Source organism: Acinetobacter sp. TUM15071, assembly GCF_008980925.1.
In the GTDB taxonomy this organism is placed as follows: domain Bacteria; phylum Pseudomonadota; class Gammaproteobacteria; order Pseudomonadales; family Moraxellaceae; genus Acinetobacter; species Acinetobacter dispersus.
On the sequence record NZ_BKGB01000014.1, the window covers coordinates 89,985 to 106,509 of the forward strand.

Genomic DNA, 16,525 nt, shown 5'->3' on the forward strand with positions numbered 1-16,525 from the left:
CAATAATGATTTGAGCACTTTGGTCAATTCATCATCGCGCAAAGTGCATTGTTTTGATCATTTTGGCCTATGTTGCAAAATATTTTGCTAGTTATTGCATGGGCATGATTTTTAAGCCAGATAACCATGCACGTAAGCCTGCAGGTTTGAGTGGCTTTCTCAACAACACAATATTCTGCTGTTTTAAATATTGTGGAAGTTCTGGATCAGAATCTGCGGTAATCAGTGCTACAGGAATATGAGCCAATCGATGTTGTTCAATGAAGTCTAGACCACGTTGATCATGGTTCAAATGCTGGTCGATCAGCCAGACCTGAATGTCTTCTTGTTCAATCAGTCGTAGTGCTTGCTCAGGTTCTGTTGCAGTAAAGATCTGATAGCCCCATTTGCTGAGTAAAGTCCGCATGCCTTCTAAAATGGTTTCGTCATTGTCCAAGCACAACACTTTATAGGCGGTATGTTGCAGTGCTGGCACATGTGGTATTGCCATTTGAATTTTTGGTGCTTCAGCGAGTGGCACTTCAATCATGAAGCAAGAGCCTTTACCCAGTTCCGAATAGACATGCACAGGAAAATCAAGCAGGCTGGTCATACGTTGTACGATGGCAAGTCCGAGACCAAGACCTTGTTCACCCCAAGGAGAGGTATGGCCACAGCGTTCAAATTCTTGGAATAGCTTCAGGCGTTGTTGTTCATGAATACCGGGACCCGTGTCCCAAACGCCAATACGAATATGCTTCGGACGTTGTGCAGAACGTAACACACCAACCACCACACGACCTTGAGCGGTATAACGCAATGCATTGCTGACAAAGTTTTGGATAATACGTCGCATCCATTGCGGATCGGTATCGACCCAAAATTTAGTGTCGTGAACAGACAAATGAATATTGCGTTGTGCTGCAATTGATTTGAACTGTAATTCCAGATCATTTAATAAATCATGCAGTGCATAAGCTTGGCGTTTTGGCTGAATTGTACCGCCTTCCAAACGGGCGATATCTAGGAGTGCTGAGAGCATACTTTCAGCCCCATAGAGTGCGCGATCCAGTTGTTGTAAGGTCTGTTGGTCTTCGGTTGAATGTACACTTTGCTCTAATGCGGTACTAAATAAACGGGCTGCATGCATGGGTTGTAATAAGTCATGACTGGCTGCAGCAAGGAAGCGGCTTTTCGATTGATTGGCTTTATCGGCTTGTTCTAGCGCGAGTTGTTGCTCGGTCAATGCATTGGCAAGCTGCTGAGTTCGGTCACTGACGCGTTCTTCCAGCACTGCTTCATTTTCACGGAAGGCGGTAATATCGGCGAAAGTGGTCACGAAACCACCGCCTTCAATAGGATTACCACGCATCTGAATGACTAAACCATCTTTACGAATCCGCTCAAACTCATGTGCACTGCCCACTTTCATCCAGTGCAGTCGTTTACGCACATGTTCCTCGACAGGACCGGGACCGCATTCACCGCGTTCAGCGTTATAGCGAATCAGATCTGCGATCGGACAGCCGACGTAGACCAGATCTTTAGGATAATCAAATAGCTTTAAATATTGGTTGTTCCACGCCACCAAACACATATTTTTATCCACCACACTGACGCCTTGAGTCATATGGTCGATCATAGTCATGAGTAGGTTCTGATTAAAACGCTGCCATTGTGAGGCTTGGTCGAGAATATTGGCAACTTGCCCGAGTGCCAAGCCATTGTTAATCATGGCAGTGGTGAGCAGTGTACGGGCAGAGGCCGCACCAATAATCCCTGCCAGATACTGCTCAGTGAAACGCCACCACATGCCATTGGCGACATGATTTTCATTTAACACCACATGGTTTTGTTCACAAAACTGTTGGAAGGCTTGAAGGGTTGGCTTATCCCCCGTGACCCGTTTAGCCAGAGCCAATAAGTCACCGACTTTCAAGCGTGCGGCATTCAGGTGTAGATCGGTTAGATCGGTATTGGACTGAGCTGATGGCAGAGGTTTGCTTTCATAATAGAAGAAGCTTTCCGCCTGAATTTGCTCTGCCACACTTGGACGATACAGACGCGACACCCAGATATACAGCACTACATTGAGACCCAATGACCAAAGTACACCGTGTGTAAGTGGGGCAAAAGATTCGAAACCAAGCAATGCTTCGGGGCGTAAGCCATTAATATCGAAAGGGCCAAATAATAATAGGTGTTGAGCGAATTCTTGATAGTGATCTGGCAAGCTGCGTAATACTGTTGGAAATAGTAGCGTGTAGCTCCACATGGCAAAGCCCATGAGTAGGCCGACATAGACGCCTTGACGACTTGCACCACGCCAGTATAGCCCACCAATCAAGGCGGGAGAAAACTGGGCCACTGCACTAAAAGCCAATAAGCCAAAGACTGAAAGCTGATTGATATCGTTAAAGAAATGGAAGAATAAGAAGCCCAGTAGCATCACACTGACGATACTGATACGACGCGTCAATTTGAGCACACGAGGTAGGTGCTGATCATGGCGAGAAATGATTTTAAAGCGCCATAATGCAGGCATGATCAGGTCATTACTGAGCATGATCGACAGTGCCACTGAAGCCACCAATAGCATGCCTGTCGAAGCTGAAAAGCCACCTAAAAAGGCCAATAAAGCCAACCATTCTTGTTGATAGCTTAAAGGCAAAGCCAATACCGCAATATCAGGTGTACCAAGTGATTCAGGTAAAGAGTGTAAAGCCCAACTGGCAATCGGAATAATCGCAATCACAGTAAGAATCAGATAGGCTGCGAACCAGCGTCGTGCGCCACGAATATGCTTTTCATCCCGTAATTCGACCACTGCCACATGAAATTGACGCGGCAAGCAAATCATGGCTAAGCCTGCGAGCAAGGTTTGTACCCAAAAAGTTTCAGGCACACCCAGTTGTTGCAGGTCATGGAAATGCTGACTGACATCGCTACTGACCTGTTTGATATTGTCAGGTGATTGTAATAAGAAGAAAGCAGCGACACAGAGCAGTGCAAATAGTTTAACAAAGGATTCAAACGCCACTGCCAACATTAAACCGCCGTGCTGTTCAGTATGGGCAATATGACGGGTGCCAAAAATCATTGCCAAAATCGCCAGTACCGCAGTCAGCACTAACACACTATTGGTGGTGGTATGGATATGCGCATTTTGCTCAAGAATAACCGATGCACTGAGGGCAATGGCACGCAGTTGCAAAGCCAGATAAGGCACAATGGCAATCACAGCGAGGATGGTCACCAGTGCGGCCAAGCTACCACTTTTGCCATAACGCGCTGCGACAAAATCGGCAATCGAAGAAATTGCATGATGTTGACGAATCCGACCTAAGCGTTTCCAGATGTCATAACCAAACCAGATAAACAGCAAGGGGCCAAGATAAATCGGTAGAAAAATAACTCCCTGACGTACTGCAGCACCCGTCGCACCGTAAAAGGTCCATGATGAGCAATAGACGCCTAAAGTCAAACTAAACAGCAGCATACGGCCGCGGGTACTTAAACGGCTGGCATGTTTTTCACCAAAAAAAGCGCAGCCGAATAACAGCACAATATACAGGGCAAGGACACCAAGAATAAGCCAGCTGTTCATATTGCTCACGTGATCAAATTCCATTTTTTATCATACCCGAAGTGCGGGTATAGCAAGGAGTATAGATTGTCATTTAGAGACCAAAGTCTAAGTTACGAGTCAAGCATAATCTTGTTACTTTGGATAATGAAAAATCCCATGTGAAAAAGGGGTCCACGGTTGGACACAAAAATAAGGAGTCAATTATGGATGATTCACAGGTAGATCGAATTCTACGAAATCCAAAGTTTCAAGAGATGGTCAGCAAAAAGCGCACATTAAGTTGGACATTAACAGCAATCATGCTGTTTATCTACGTTGGGTTTATGCTTTTGGTTGGCTATAACAAAGAATTTTTAGCAAGTTCATTTAGCGGTGGTGTAACCACATGGGGAATTCCCCTTGGTTTAGGCATTATCGTATTGTCATTTATCTTATGTGGTGTGTATTCCTATATTGCCAATACGAAACTTGATCAACTGAATGAAGCAGCCCTCAAGGAAGTTGAGGCCATTGCACATGAAAAAGGGATGCACTGAGATGAAAGGGACATCATTCAAAGCGATACTGTTTACGCTGCTCAGTTTTTGCTGCTCAAGTATTGCATTCGCGGGCCCAGACCTAGGTGCTGCTGAACAGCAGGCGACCAATTGGCACGCGATCATTATGTTTACGATCTTTGTCGGTTTTACATTGTTCATTACCAAATGGGCGGCAAAGCAAACTCAATCTGCTCAAGACTTTTATACGGCAGGTGGTGGAATCAGTGGTTTCCAAAATGGTTTGGCGATTGCGGGTGACTATATGTCAGCGGCATCATTTTTGGGTATTTCAGCATTAGTTTTTAGCTCGGGCTTTGATGGCTTACTTTACTCACTTGGTTTTATGGTGGGTTGGCCAATTGTACTTTTCCTTGTTGCGGAACGCTTACGTAACTTGGGTAAATATAACTTGTCAGATGTGGTGTCGTTCCGTTTGGAAGAAAAGCCAGTCCGTACTTTGGCAGCATTTAGCTCATTGGTTGTGGTTGCGTTCTACCTGATTGCACAGATGGTGGGTGCAGGTCAGTTGATCAAATTGCTATTCGGTTTGAACTACAATATCGCGGTTGTGATCGTCGGTCTATTAATGATGGCGTATGTGATCTTTGGTGGTATGTTGGCAACGACTTGGGTACAGATCATCAAAGCAGTGATGCTACTCAGTGGTGCAACGTTCATGGCCTTTATGGTGATGAAAGCAGTTGGCTTTAGCTTCACCAATATGTTTAACCAAGCCATTGGTGTGTATAGCCAAGCGCATAGCATGAGCTGGGAGGAAGCATCAAAAATCATGGGGCCGGGTAAACTCGCGGCAAACCCAATTGATGCGTTATCACTTGGTCTTGCTTTGATGTTTGGTACGGCAGGTTTACCTCATATCCTTATGCGTTTCTTTACCGTAAAAGATGCCAAAGAAGCACGTAAATCAGTTGTGGTTGCAACAGGCTTTATTGGTTACTTCTATCTGCTCACCTTCATTATTGGTTTCGGTGCAATCCTGTTTGTTGCGAACAACCCACAATTCCTTGATGTTGCAAAAGCGGCAGTAACAGGAAAATTAGAGTTGGTGGGTGGTAACAACATGGCTGCCGTGCATTTAAGTGATGCAGTGGGTGGCGACTTGTTCATGGGCTTCATTTCAGCAGTCGCATTCGCAACAATTCTTGCAGTGGTTGCTGGTTTGACCCTGTCAGGTGCTTCAGCGATTTCACATGACTTATATGCCAACGTGTTCAAAAAAGGCAAAACTACCCCTGAATCTGAATTGAAGATGTCAAAAATTGCAACTTTAGGTTTAGCAATCTTTGCCATGATCTTGGGTATCTTGTTTGAGAAGCAAAACGTTGCCTTCATGGTGGGCTTAGCATTCTCAGTCGCATGTTGTGCAAACTTCCCAATCCTCGTGTTATCAATGTTCTGGAAAGGTTTGACTACACGTGGTGCGGTGATTGGTGGTGTAGTTGGTTTGGTTGGTGCGGTAAGCCTAATCATTCTGTCTAAAGCTGTTTGGGTCGATACTTTGGCAATTTCTGAAACTGCGCCAAACCCATTCAATGGTCCAGCATTATTTGCAATGCCACTCTCATTCTTCTGCTGCTGGTTCTTCTCTGTAACAGACAAGTCAGCTCGTGCGGAGAAAGAGCGTAAAGCCTTTGATGCTCAGTTTGTGCGTTCAATGACAGGGATCGGTGCGTCTGGCGCGTCAGATCACTAATCAAAACCAAGCATAAAAAAAGCCCTCATTGATTGAGGGTTTTTTTATGGCTTATTGATGCATACTGGCCAGTTGCTGCCCTTGGTTGCGGTATAAAGACAAACCAATGCGTTGTACCTGTCGTCCATTTTGTTCAAGGAAGCTGTTTAATTTTGGAATATGTTTAGCACCTGTATATAAAGCTAAATTACGACCAATCAGATAATAAGCAAACCAAGATGCTGATTGTGGAGCTAAACCGAGCTTCTGCATTTTCTTACGGCCAATAAAAAATTGAGTAATCTCGAGATGTTGCTTATAGGCCAGTTTCTGTTGGAAAGAACGTAGATAGCGATATTTTCGCTCAAAGGGTTCTTTGGAAAGACTGGAACCCAATGAAATGCTGCTGGCATCAGATTGAGGATGTGCGAAATGCATCCAGTAAATCAGTTTCCAGCCGTCGACTTCTTGATCGACCAACCATTTTTCTTCAACGCCCATTAGCCAGCCTGCATATTTCCAAAAATGTAAAAAACTGGCGACTTCTTGTTTGCTCGGAAAAATGCCTAAAGCTCGTATCCCAAGCAATACCACACCGCTGAAAGCGATATTGGTCATCGCCTGATCATATTGATTGATCGGAATTCCCCAAGTTTCGGCATCCCATTTCTCCGATTTTTGCAGTTGATGACGCACGAGTGAATGAATAAAACGCACAAAAATGGTGGAGGTAAAACCTTTGCTAAAACGTTCAAAACCATTTTTTTCGGTGATATCGACCCACCATTTGGTGGTTTCAGCCAAACGTGTACCTGCCTGTTTTTTTAATGCGCCTGTTAGGACCAACGGTTGGTTAAAACCAGGGTACATATAGCCTGTCATTAGGGATAAATCTCGGAGGATAAGACCGTTATTGATTCCCAAGCGATAGGTAAATTTCAGTGCAGCATCAATTTTGTTTTGATCATACCAAGCAGGTTTTTGTTCAACGAATTGGAAGAATTGGGTGAGTTCAGGAATTTCATGTGGCAGTTTATCGAGGCCTTGATATAACGCGGTTTCAAAGTATTTACGATGTTGTTTTGGATTCTGTAGCACCCATAGCAGCAGTTGATCCATGGGTTGATCACCACTTTGCAGAGCAGTATTCAGTGCCTGATACTCTGCATAACTTGGTTGTACCTGTTGATGGGTCATATAACTCAAAATTTTGGTTTTGATATTAGACTGACTCATGTCTTCAAACGCAGCCAAGCGTTTAGGTTTAATGATGCTTTGCATTGCATAAAGCCTGTGATTGTTATTTAATCAAAGCTTAATATGAATAATTATTCGTATTCAATTCGCATTCTAGTCGAGTCTGTTTATGAGAAAACGACCACAGCAGCAACGTGCCAAAATGATTGTCGAAAGCATTTTGGAAGGGGCGCAGAAATGTATTTCTGAATATGGGGTTTTGCTGGTGACGACGCCTAAAATCTCTGAAAAATCAGGCGTTAGTGTTGGGTCGATCTATCAGTATTTTGAAAATAAAGAACAAATCATCGCAGAACTATTGTTGCGTAAAAGTGAAAGCTTGGGGCAAGCCGTAAAGCAACTTGTGATGCTACAACAACAAACCTCTATTCAAGACATCATCACATTAAGTATTGCTTTTGGCTTTGAATCTTTGAAATCTGATCAAGGTTTTTTTATCGAAATCTTAAAAAACTGGCATGCCTATAGTGATTCGGAAGCGGCACAAGTTTTAGAGCAGCATTTTTTAGAAGTCGGCATGTATTTGTTTGGACGTTATTATCCGAACTGGGATTTTGAGACCTTAAAACATAAGTCTTTTGTTATTATTAACAGTACCTTATTTACCATGATGCGTTATGCCAGTAAAAATACTTTTCTCATTGAAGAACAACGACTGCAACAAGAACTGTCTAAAATGATCGTTTCTTTTTTAGATGCAGTATGATGCACTCAACAAAAATGAAAACCATAACAAGATTCAGGGAAACAACATGCAAACGTTAAAACAATTTTGGCAGGGCTTTCGTTTACTTCCATCTGCATGGTTGTTGCTGGTTCAATTGGCTTTGTTAATTTTGGCGATGCTCACTTATGGCGATAGCGAATTTCGTGCCTTAACTTGGTCATTGGGCGTATTGGCCTTACTGATCATCGCTAAAGTGATTCGGCAAACCCCTGTATTTACCTTTTGGGGGCTGGTTTTTGTGAGTGGTGCTTTTTTATTTTCGATCCTGATTTTTATTGGCTATAGCAATTTGATGATTCAGATCATCGCACATAGTTTTGAAGCGTTGGCTTATTTCTATGCAGCATATGGTTTGTTGCGCTATATGTTTGCGGATCGTTATCTCACCAAAGATGAATTGTTTGCGGCAGGGGCGGTATTTACCCTCATCGCTTGGGGTTTTGCCTTTCTATATAGTATCTGTCAGTTGTTACTGCCGAACAGTTTTCAAAATCCAAATCAGCCTCAAGCCTTACAACATTGGCTGGATCTTTTATTTCTCAGTTTCAGTCTACAATCGGCAACAGGGTTGTCGGATTTGATTCCGATTAGCCCTGCGGCAAGAGTGTTGGCAATGCTGCAAATGTTTGGTGGGGTCATGTATTTGGCTGTCGTGGTATCTCGATTAATCGCATTGCAATATATTAGCCATCAGCCCAAAAATAATTAATTTGAAGCGTATGTTGAGATTGCTGGCATAGCAGTCTCTTGTTGCAGCCATTCAATGAATTTCAGCATGATTGGGTTATGTGGCTGTTCAGCATAAACAAAATAATAGCAACGTGAGCCAGTCAATTTATGTGATGACACAACGATGAGTTCACCTTGCTTCAATTCTTTTTCAATCAACATTTGAGGAATCAATGCCACACCTAGATGATGTGTGGCAGCAACGGCCAGCATTGAAAACAGTTCATGCCGCTGGCCTTCCATGGCATAAGGTGCATTGTAATTTAGGCTATCAAACCATTCCTTCCAAATCGCTGGGCGAGTGGTTTGCTGTAATAGTGGGAGCTTCGAGAGTTGTTCCGCACTGAGATCAAGAGTGGTAGGGGAATCGTATTCAATCAACGCTGGATAAAACTTCTTGATCAAGGCGGGAGAACAAACGGCAACCACTTCCTCTGGCATTAAAAAATGTGCTGTTGTGCCAGGCCAGTTTTCCACTTGAGCAGGTGTGCCTGCATAAATTGCGGCATCAAAAATTTGTTCACTAAATAAAAAAGGTTTGGTGCTGGTCTCGAGGTGAATGGTAATTTCAGGATAAATTTTATTGAAACGATAAAGACGTGGTAATAACCAACGTGTTGCAAAGGTTGGGACCACGCCCAGTTTGAGTGTGCCACCCAGTCCCTGATGCGACATTAGATCAAGGGTGCTGTGCTCCAGCCCCAACAAATGTGTCTTGATATTCTTGAGGTATTGCTCACCCGCACTGGTGAGTTCTACACCATGCCTTACTCGATGAAACAGTTGTAGGTTGAGAAATTCTTCCAGTTGCTGAATCTGCCTCGAAATCGCACTTTGGGTCATGCTGAGTTCCTGTGCTGCATGGGTATAGGTTTTATGTTTGGCAGCTGCTTCAAAGCAAATCAGTGATTGCAATGAGGGAATCATACGTCGCATAACATCATCCTTATGTTGATTGCGAAAAAGAGAGATGACCCGAAGATCGTTTAAATTTTTACCTTATCCTTAACTTTCTTTTTAGCAGAACAGCAGCAGTGATTTCAATCGAGCTATGCGTTTTTTGCATAGCTGTATGAAAAAACATCGTTTGCTTCACTGTGCAATCTGGCCTAGCATCAATAGCAGAACTTATATTAAGATCGATTAAAAGGAAGATAAAAAGTCATGGCAAATCAAGGAAAGCGCGTCTCTTTTAACTGGCAAGATCCATTTTTACTTGAACAGCAACTCAGCTCAGAAGAACGTATGATTCGGGACAGTGCTCAGGCCTATTGTCAAGACAAACTCATGCCACGGGTATTGGAACAATTTCGCCATGAAACAACTGATCCAGCTATTTTTCGCGAAATGGGCGAGCTAGGGCTGTTGGGTCCAACCATTTCAGAGCAGTATGGGGGTGCAGGACTAAACTATGTCAGTTATGGTTTGATTGCGCGTGAAATTGAACGGGTAGATTCAGGCTATCGTTCGATGGCCAGCGTACAAAGCTCATTGGTGATGGTGCCGATTGATGAATTTGGGACCGAAGTACAAAAACAGAAATACCTACCTAAATTAGCAACAGGTGAATACATCGGTTGTTTCGGTTTAACTGAGCCCGATCATGGTTCAGATCCAGGCAGTATGTTGTGTCGTGCTAAAAAAGTTGCAGGTGGCTATCGCCTCAGTGGCAGCAAAATGTGGATTACCAATAGTCCGATTGCAGATGTATTTGTGGTCTGGGCCAAAGAAGTTTCAGAACAAGGTAATGTTGGGGAAATTCGAGGTTTTATTTTGGAAAAAGGCTGGGAAGGACTATCTGCACCTGCCATTCATGGCAAGGTTGGACTTCGTGCATCAATTACCGGTGAAATCGTTATGGATCAGGTCTTTGTGCCAGAAGAAAATGCGTTTCCTGAAGTGCGTGGTCTGAAAGGACCGTTTACCTGTTTGAACAGTGCCCGTTATGGTATTGCATGGGGTGCAATGGGAGCCGCTGAATTCTGTTGGCATACTGCACATCAATACACCATGGATCGCAAACAGTTTGGTCGACCTTTGGCTGCCAATCAACTCATCCAGAAAAAGCTGGCGGATATGCAAACCGAAATTGCTTTGGGTCTGCAAATTGCATTACGTTTTGGACAAATGAAAGATGCAGGTATTGCTTCAGTAGAGGGGACTTCGCTGATCAAACGCAATAACTGTGGTAAAGCGCTGGAAATTGCCCGACTGGCACGAGACATGATGGGCGGTAATGGGATTAGTGATGAGTTTGGCGTGGCACGTCATCTAGTCAATCTGGAAGTGGTGAATACCTATGAAGGCACCCATGATGTACATGCCTTGATTCTCGGGCGTGCACAAACAGGTATCGCTGCATTTTCTAACTAAAGTTTCATCACCTAGTTGAATTGAAAGATACGCTTTCGGGCGTATCTTAGGGCAAATTCATGCCTAAAAAAATTGACCTATACCAATTAAAATCGTCAAGGATTCATCAAGCGCATTTTAGGTGAAAAATGACACTTTGCTAAAAACAATAAATAGCACTGTAGCAAAGTATTCATCACATCAATGATTGATGAAAGACCAGACCCATTTGAGAAAATGAGGTGTCAAATGAACAATGATGTTCAAGCGGTAGCAAGTCCAAATATGAGCAAGTGGCCATCCAATTTGGGAACTTATGAGCGGATTAGCCCACACACCTGGAAGTTTGCCTTGTTGTTTGCCTACTTCGCCATGGTAGTGGATGGTGTCGATATTATGCTGTTGTCCTATAGCCTGACCAGCTTAAAAACGGAATTTGGATTATCGACCTTTCAGGCGGGTGCACTTGGCAGCGCATCTTTAGCTGGCATGGGGATTGGTGGTATTTTGGGTGGTTGGGCCTGTGACAAATTTGGGCGGGTTAGAACCATTGCCCATTCCGTGACTTTCTTTTCAGTTGCAACCTGTTTGTTGGGCTTTACCCAAAGCTTCGAACAATTTATGTCACTACGCTTTATCGGAGCATTAGGGATTGGTGCCCTGTATATGGCTTGCAATACCTTAATGGCTGAATATGTTCCAACCTCTTATCGCACCACAGTACTAGGCACCTTACAAACAGGTCAAACCGTTGGCTATATTGTCGCAACTTTACTTGCAGGTGCCATCATTCCAGAACATGGCTGGCGTATTCTATTCTTCATTACAGTGATTCCTGCGGCAATTAATATCATTTTGCAGCGCTTTGTGCCTGAACCTAAATCGTGGCAGCTCTCAAAAATTAAAAGCTTGTCTCCTCAAATACAGGACGTTATTACACCTCAAGAACAACCGAAAAGCCAAAGTATTTATAAACAAATTTTTGCCAATCTAAAGCATCGGAAAATGTTCTTGTTGTGGATGAGCACAGCATTCTTTTTACAGTTCGGTTATTACGGTATTAACAACTGGATGCCAAGTTATCTGGAAACCGAAGTCAATATGAACTTTAAGTCGCTTACCAGTTATATGGTTGGTTCTTATACTGCAATGATTTTAGGCAAGATTCTGGCTGGTTATTTGGCAGATAAGTTTAATCGCCGTGCCATTTTTGTGTTTGGAACGTTGGCTAGTGCAATCTTTTTGCCGATTATTATTTTCTTTAATACGCCTGACAATATTCTGTATTTATTAATTACCTTTGGCTTTCTTTATGGGATTCCATACGGAGTCAATGCAACCTATATGGCGGAATCTTTTTCAACTGATGTGCGTGGCACAGCGATTGGCGGGGCTTATAACATTGGTCGAGTGGGTGCAGCAATCGCACCAGCAACCATCGGTTTTTTAGCTTCTGGCGGAACCTTTACCATGGCATTTATTATCATGGGAGCAGCCTATTTCATTGCAGGGGTGTTACCTGGGTTATTTATTCGTGATCGTCAATACGATCCACAAAAAGCATAATCAGGAGGGATCATTATGGGTGCATTAACAGGTTTACGTGTACTAGATCTAAGTAGGGTTTTAGCAGGGCCTTGGTGCAGTCAGATTCTGGCTGATTTAGGCGCTGAAGTGATTAAGATTGAACGTCCTAAAACGGGTGATGATACTCGTATGTGGGGGCCGCCATGGATGAAAGACGATACAGGACAAGCCACACGAGAGGCGGGATATTATCAATCTGCCAATCGGAATAAATATTCGGTTGCGATTGATATTGCGTCAAATGAAGGCCAAGCTTTGCTCAGAGAAATGGTCAAAGACAGTGATGTCCTGATTGAAAATTATAAAGTTGGTTCATTGCGTAAATATGGGTTGGACTATGCCAGTTTAAGCGACATCAATCCGGGTCTGGTGTATTGCTCAATTACGGGGTTTGGGCAAACAGGACCACGTGCGTCTGAACCTGGTTATGATTTTGTCATTCAGGGCATGGCGGGATTGATGAGTATTACGGGTGAACGTGATGATTTAGCAGGTGGTGGCCCACAAAAAGTTGGGGTTGCCGTTACCGATTTGCAAACAGGTTTGTATGCCACGATTGCAATTCAGGCTGCACTTTGGTCACGTCAAAGCACGGGGAAAGGACAACACATTGATTTATCTTTGCTCGATGTACAGGTCGCAGGTTTAGCCAATCATGGGATGAACTATTTGATTACAGGGCAGGCACCGAAGCGCTGGGGCAATGCACATGCCAATATTGTGCCTTATCAAACTTTTAAGGCAAAAGATAAGGACTTTATTATTGCTTGTGGTAATGATGCCCAGTTTAAAGCCTTGTGTCAGGCTGTCGGTCGTATTGAATGGGCTGAGCATCCCAAGTTTAGATTTAATCAAGATCGACTTGCAAACCGTGGAGAATTGACCAGTTTAATGGATCAGCATTTTCTTAGCCAAGCTGCACAATATTGGGTAGAGCGGATTCATGCCGTTAAAGTGCCTGTCGGGATGATTAATAATGTGGATGAGGCATTACAAGAACCGCAAGTACAAGCACGGGAAATGGTGGTGTCTATTCCACATCCACAATATCGTCATTTTAAAATGATTGCCTCACCGTTGAGATTGTCTGCAACACCTGTGGAATACCGTCTTGCGCCACCACGTTTGGGAGAGCATACCCATCAAATTTTGGCAAAATATCGTTCAACAGAAAACTTAGGATACTTAACAGAACTTGGTGTCATCGGGCATTTTTAAAAATGCCTGAAATTTATTCTAACTTTTAGATTGCTTTAAATCTTTATGAGATAAAGGCGTATAGAGGTTAAATATGATCTTTGTTACAGCATTACAACTGCTTTATTTTTCACATTTTTTATAATTAGTATCGAGTTTTTCATGCTTTAAGCTCGCTTTTATTCACATTGTGAATGTCTTCTTTGGCCGTCATGGCCTGTCCATTATCATTAGAATAACGTGAGGGAATTATGCCTTCCAAGCCATCTTCGCATTTTGCGAATGTGAATCCAAACGTGTTTTTAAGCACGGTGATTATCATTGCGATTTTTCTCGCAATCGTTATTGTCGCACCTAGTTCATTTGAACTTCTTACACAACAGTTAAAACAATGGATCACTGATTCATTTAGCTGGTTTTATGTTTTATCAGTCGCAGTCTTTCTGATCATACTGATTTACATTGCCTGCTCTGCCAGTGGAAAAATCAAATTAGGTCCTGATCATAGCCAGCCTGAATATAGTAATGGCTCATGGTTTGCCATGCTGTTTACAGCTGGGATGGGGATCGGGTTGATGTTCTTTGGTGTGGCTGAACCTGTCATGCATTATATCAGTCCACCGAGTGGTGCACCTGAAAGTGTAGAGTCAGCACAACAAGCGTTACGCATTACCTTTTTCCATTGGGGCTTACATGCCTGGGCCATTTACGCACTCGTTGGTCTATCCTTGGCTTACTTTGCCTATCGTCATAACCTGCCTTTAAAAACCCGGTCTGCTTTATATCCGATTATTGGCAAGAAAATTTATGGCCCATGGGGCGATAGTATTGATACTTTTGCCACCATTGGTACCGTTTTTGGTGTTGCAACTTCCCTTGGTTTCGGGGTAACCCAGATCAACTCAGGTTTACACTATCTTTTTGGTATCGAGCAAAGTAGCAATGTTCAAGTTATTCTGATCATCTTTGTCAGTGCCTTGGCATCTTTATCGGTGTTCTTGGGGCTAGATAAGGGCGTTAAGCGTCTTTCTGAACTGAATCTGATCTTGGCCTTGGTGCTGTTGGCATTTGTATTTATTGCAGGCCCGAGTATCTATTTACTGCAAACGACCATCCAAAACACGGGTTCTTACATTTCTAACCTGTTTAGCATGACGTTTAACTTATATGCCTATCAACCTAATGGTTGGATCGGTGGTTGGACCATTCTCTATTGGGCATGGTGGATTTCATGGTCACCATTTGTGGGTATGTTCATCGCACGTGTTTCACGAGGACGGACCATCCGTGAATTTATTGTTGGTGTACTCTTAATCCCAACTGGTTTTACCATTATCTGGATGGGTTTTTTAGGTAATGCTGCGTTATTTAGCATTATGCAAGAACATAATGTCACCCTAATTCAAGCTGTACAAAGCGATTCATCGGTTGCCTTATTTGAATTTCTGAACCATTTACCTTTTTCAGGTGTCATGAGTTTACTCGCGACAGTATTGGTGATGTTGTTCTTTGTCACATCGGCCGATTCAGGTGCACTGGTCACAGATTATCTGACTGCGAAATCTGAAAATTCACCGACATGGCAGAGATTATTCTGGACAGTGTTGATGGCGGCTCTGGCGATTATTCTGCTTTTGGTTGGTGGTTTAGCTGCTTTGCAAGCCTCAATTATCATGAGTGCTTTGCCTTTTACCTTAGTCATGTTGTTGATGAGTTGGGGCTTATTGAAAGCCTTGAAACTTGATGTGACCAAGATGAATGCGATTCAGGAAGCACGAATTACACCGCGAGCGATTAATAATCCAAGAAGTTGGCAACAACGCTTAGGTTTGATCATGCATTATCCACATACCGAGGCAGAAGTTCAGCAATACATCGATACGCAAGTGCGTAAGGCTTTCGAAAGTATTCAACGTGAATTTAAACGCCGTCATTTAGAGGTGGATATTCGTGAGATTGAAAATGGCTTACAACTGCATGTTGACCATCATCATGAGATTAACTTCACTTATAAAGTAGTTTCACACGCGACTGTTCCACCAAGCTTTATGTTAGGGCGGGCAGATGAAGATGAGTTGAATTATTTCCAAGCAGAAGTGTTCTTAAGAGAAGGCGGTCAAAATTATGATGTGATGGATTGGACCCAAGAAGATTTAATTCAGGACATTATTGATCAATATGAACGCCATCTTTATTTCTTAAATATTGTGAGAGGCACGACTTCTTAGCAGAAGATTTGAATTGCAATAATAAAAACAACGGTTTTGAGTACATCAAAGCCGTTGTTTTTATTTTGTATGATTGATTTTTAAGCATGATAAGGAGATAGCAAAGATGATTTAGCTAAATGTTTGGCTCAAAATAAGGGGTAAACATAAAAATAAAGCTGCTTTTTTGATGATAATTAAAACAAATTCTATATAAAAGTATTAAATTACAGTGGTTTACTTTATTTAAATTCACTTTTAAGATAATTAATAAATTTTAAATTATATAAATCAGTAAATTAGATAAGTTAAAGTTTAAAAATAAAACAACCGAATTATTAAATTTTTAAAAGTGCTTGCACCTGACCTGAAATGCTGTAGAATGCACATCCATCGGCGGTGATGCAGATAAAAACTTGTTGATAAACAAGGATTTGGCTTAAGGGTTAAATTTTTGGGTTTGAGAATAAGTTTTGAAAATATCTAAATTACCTGTTGACTTTAAAGAAATTTAGAGTAATATAGCCGACCTAGCTTGATGATGACGAATCATCGAGAAGATCATTAAGAGAATAGAAGAACAACTTGTGTGGATTTTTACTGATTGATCGATCGAAAATATTTCATTGATTGAATGGTAAGAATTTCTCGAAGTTTATTTGAGCGAAT

Annotated in this window: 11 protein-coding genes; 8 read left to right on the plus strand and 3 right to left on the minus strand. The window is 42.5% G+C overall.

Annotated features, from left to right (window positions below):
* Positions 1-91 precede the first annotated feature (91 nt).
* On the minus strand, positions 92-3,586 hold the full coding sequence (locus GBI66_RS13950; RefSeq protein WP_171067525.1) for a PAS domain-containing hybrid sensor histidine kinase/response regulator: 3,495 nt from the start codon (positions 3,584-3,586) through the stop codon (positions 92-94).
* A 185-nt stretch (positions 3,587-3,771) separates the two neighbouring features.
* On the opposite strand from GBI66_RS13950, the gene GBI66_RS13955 reads away from it, so the two are divergent.
* Positions 3,772-4,104, plus strand: a complete 333-nt coding sequence (locus tag GBI66_RS13955) for a DUF485 domain-containing protein (RefSeq protein ID WP_004656466.1) — start codon at positions 3,772-3,774, stop codon at positions 4,102-4,104.
* A 1-nt stretch (position 4,105) separates the two neighbouring features.
* On the plus strand, positions 4,106-5,821 hold the full coding sequence (locus tag GBI66_RS13960) for a cation acetate symporter (RefSeq protein ID WP_017402153.1): 1,716 nt from the start codon (positions 4,106-4,108) through the stop codon (positions 5,819-5,821).
* A gap of 51 nt (positions 5,822-5,872) precedes the next feature.
* On the opposite strand, the gene GBI66_RS13965 is transcribed toward GBI66_RS13960, so the two are convergent.
* Positions 5,873-7,081: an oxygenase MpaB family protein gene (locus GBI66_RS13965; RefSeq protein ID WP_151716527.1), complete on the minus strand. Its 1,209-nt coding sequence runs from the start codon at positions 7,079-7,081 to the stop codon at positions 5,873-5,875.
* An 85-nt stretch (positions 7,082-7,166) separates the two neighbouring features.
* Between GBI66_RS13965 and GBI66_RS13970 the strand changes: the two genes are divergently transcribed.
* A complete protein-coding gene (locus tag GBI66_RS13970) occupies positions 7,167-7,763 on the plus strand; it encodes a TetR/AcrR family transcriptional regulator (RefSeq protein WP_151716528.1) in 597 nt (198 codons plus the stop codon).
* A gap of 46 nt (positions 7,764-7,809) precedes the next feature.
* A complete protein-coding gene (locus tag GBI66_RS13975; protein WP_005186692.1) occupies positions 7,810-8,493 on the plus strand; it encodes an ion channel in 684 nt (227 codons plus the stop codon).
* Here GBI66_RS13975 and GBI66_RS13980 read toward each other — a convergent pair.
* A complete protein-coding gene (locus GBI66_RS13980; protein WP_151716529.1) occupies positions 8,490-9,449 on the minus strand; it encodes a LysR family transcriptional regulator in 960 nt (319 codons plus the stop codon). The two genes, GBI66_RS13975 and GBI66_RS13980, sit on opposite strands and share 4 nt — an antisense overlap.
* Before the next feature lie 228 nt (positions 9,450-9,677).
* Here GBI66_RS13980 and GBI66_RS13985 point away from each other — a divergent pair, with 228 nt between their 5' ends.
* The 4 genes from GBI66_RS13985 (at position 9,678) to GBI66_RS14000 (ending at position 15,877) form a co-directional block, all read left to right on the plus strand.
* Complete coding sequence (locus GBI66_RS13985; RefSeq protein ID WP_151716530.1) at positions 9,678-10,886, plus strand: acyl-CoA dehydrogenase; 1,209 nt, start codon at positions 9,678-9,680, stop codon at positions 10,884-10,886.
* Positions 10,887-11,114: 228 nt separating this feature from the next.
* Entirely contained in the window at positions 11,115-12,431 is a 1,317-nt protein-coding gene (locus tag GBI66_RS13990) for an MFS transporter (RefSeq protein ID WP_151716531.1), read from the plus strand.
* Between the two features lie 15 nt (positions 12,432-12,446).
* On the plus strand, positions 12,447-13,670 hold the full coding sequence (locus tag GBI66_RS13995; RefSeq protein ID WP_151716532.1) for a CaiB/BaiF CoA-transferase family protein: 1,224 nt from the start codon (positions 12,447-12,449) through the stop codon (positions 13,668-13,670).
* A gap of 230 nt (positions 13,671-13,900) precedes the next feature.
* Positions 13,901-15,877 (plus strand): choline BCCT transporter BetT, encoded by a 1,977-nt coding sequence (locus GBI66_RS14000; RefSeq protein WP_151716533.1) that lies wholly within the window; start codon positions 13,901-13,903, stop codon positions 15,875-15,877.
* Positions 15,878-16,525 lie beyond the last annotated feature (648 nt).

Excerpts from the sequence above, each read along its gene's own strand:
- GBI66_RS13985 (WP_151716530.1), top strand. The coding sequence starts at position 9,678 with ATGGCAAATCAAGGAAAGCGCGTCTCTTTTAACTGGCAAGATCCATTT.
- GBI66_RS13960 (WP_017402153.1), top strand. The coding sequence starts at position 4,106 with ATGAAAGGGACATCATTCAAAGCGATACTGTTTACGCTGCTCAGTTTT.
- GBI66_RS13995 (WP_151716532.1), top strand. The coding sequence starts at position 12,447 with ATGGGTGCATTAACAGGTTTACGTGTACTAGATCTAAGTAGGGTTTTA.
- GBI66_RS13965 (WP_151716527.1), bottom strand. The coding sequence starts at position 7,081 with ATGCAAAGCATCATTAAACCTAAACGCTTGGCTGCGTTTGAAGACATG.
- GBI66_RS13970 (WP_151716528.1), top strand. The coding sequence starts at position 7,167 with ATGAGAAAACGACCACAGCAGCAACGTGCCAAAATGATTGTCGAAAGC.
- GBI66_RS13990 (WP_151716531.1), top strand. The coding sequence starts at position 11,115 with ATGAACAATGATGTTCAAGCGGTAGCAAGTCCAAATATGAGCAAGTGG.
- GBI66_RS14000 (WP_151716533.1), top strand. The coding sequence starts at position 13,901 with ATGCCTTCCAAGCCATCTTCGCATTTTGCGAATGTGAATCCAAACGTG.
- GBI66_RS13955 (WP_004656466.1), top strand. The coding sequence starts at position 3,772 with ATGGATGATTCACAGGTAGATCGAATTCTACGAAATCCAAAGTTTCAA.
- GBI66_RS13975 (WP_005186692.1), top strand. The coding sequence starts at position 7,810 with ATGCAAACGTTAAAACAATTTTGGCAGGGCTTTCGTTTACTTCCATCT.
- GBI66_RS13950 (WP_171067525.1), bottom strand. The coding sequence starts at position 3,586 with ATGAACAGCTGGCTTATTCTTGGTGTCCTTGCCCTGTATATTGTGCTG.
- GBI66_RS13980 (WP_151716529.1), bottom strand. The coding sequence starts at position 9,449 with ATGCGACGTATGATTCCCTCATTGCAATCACTGATTTGCTTTGAAGCA.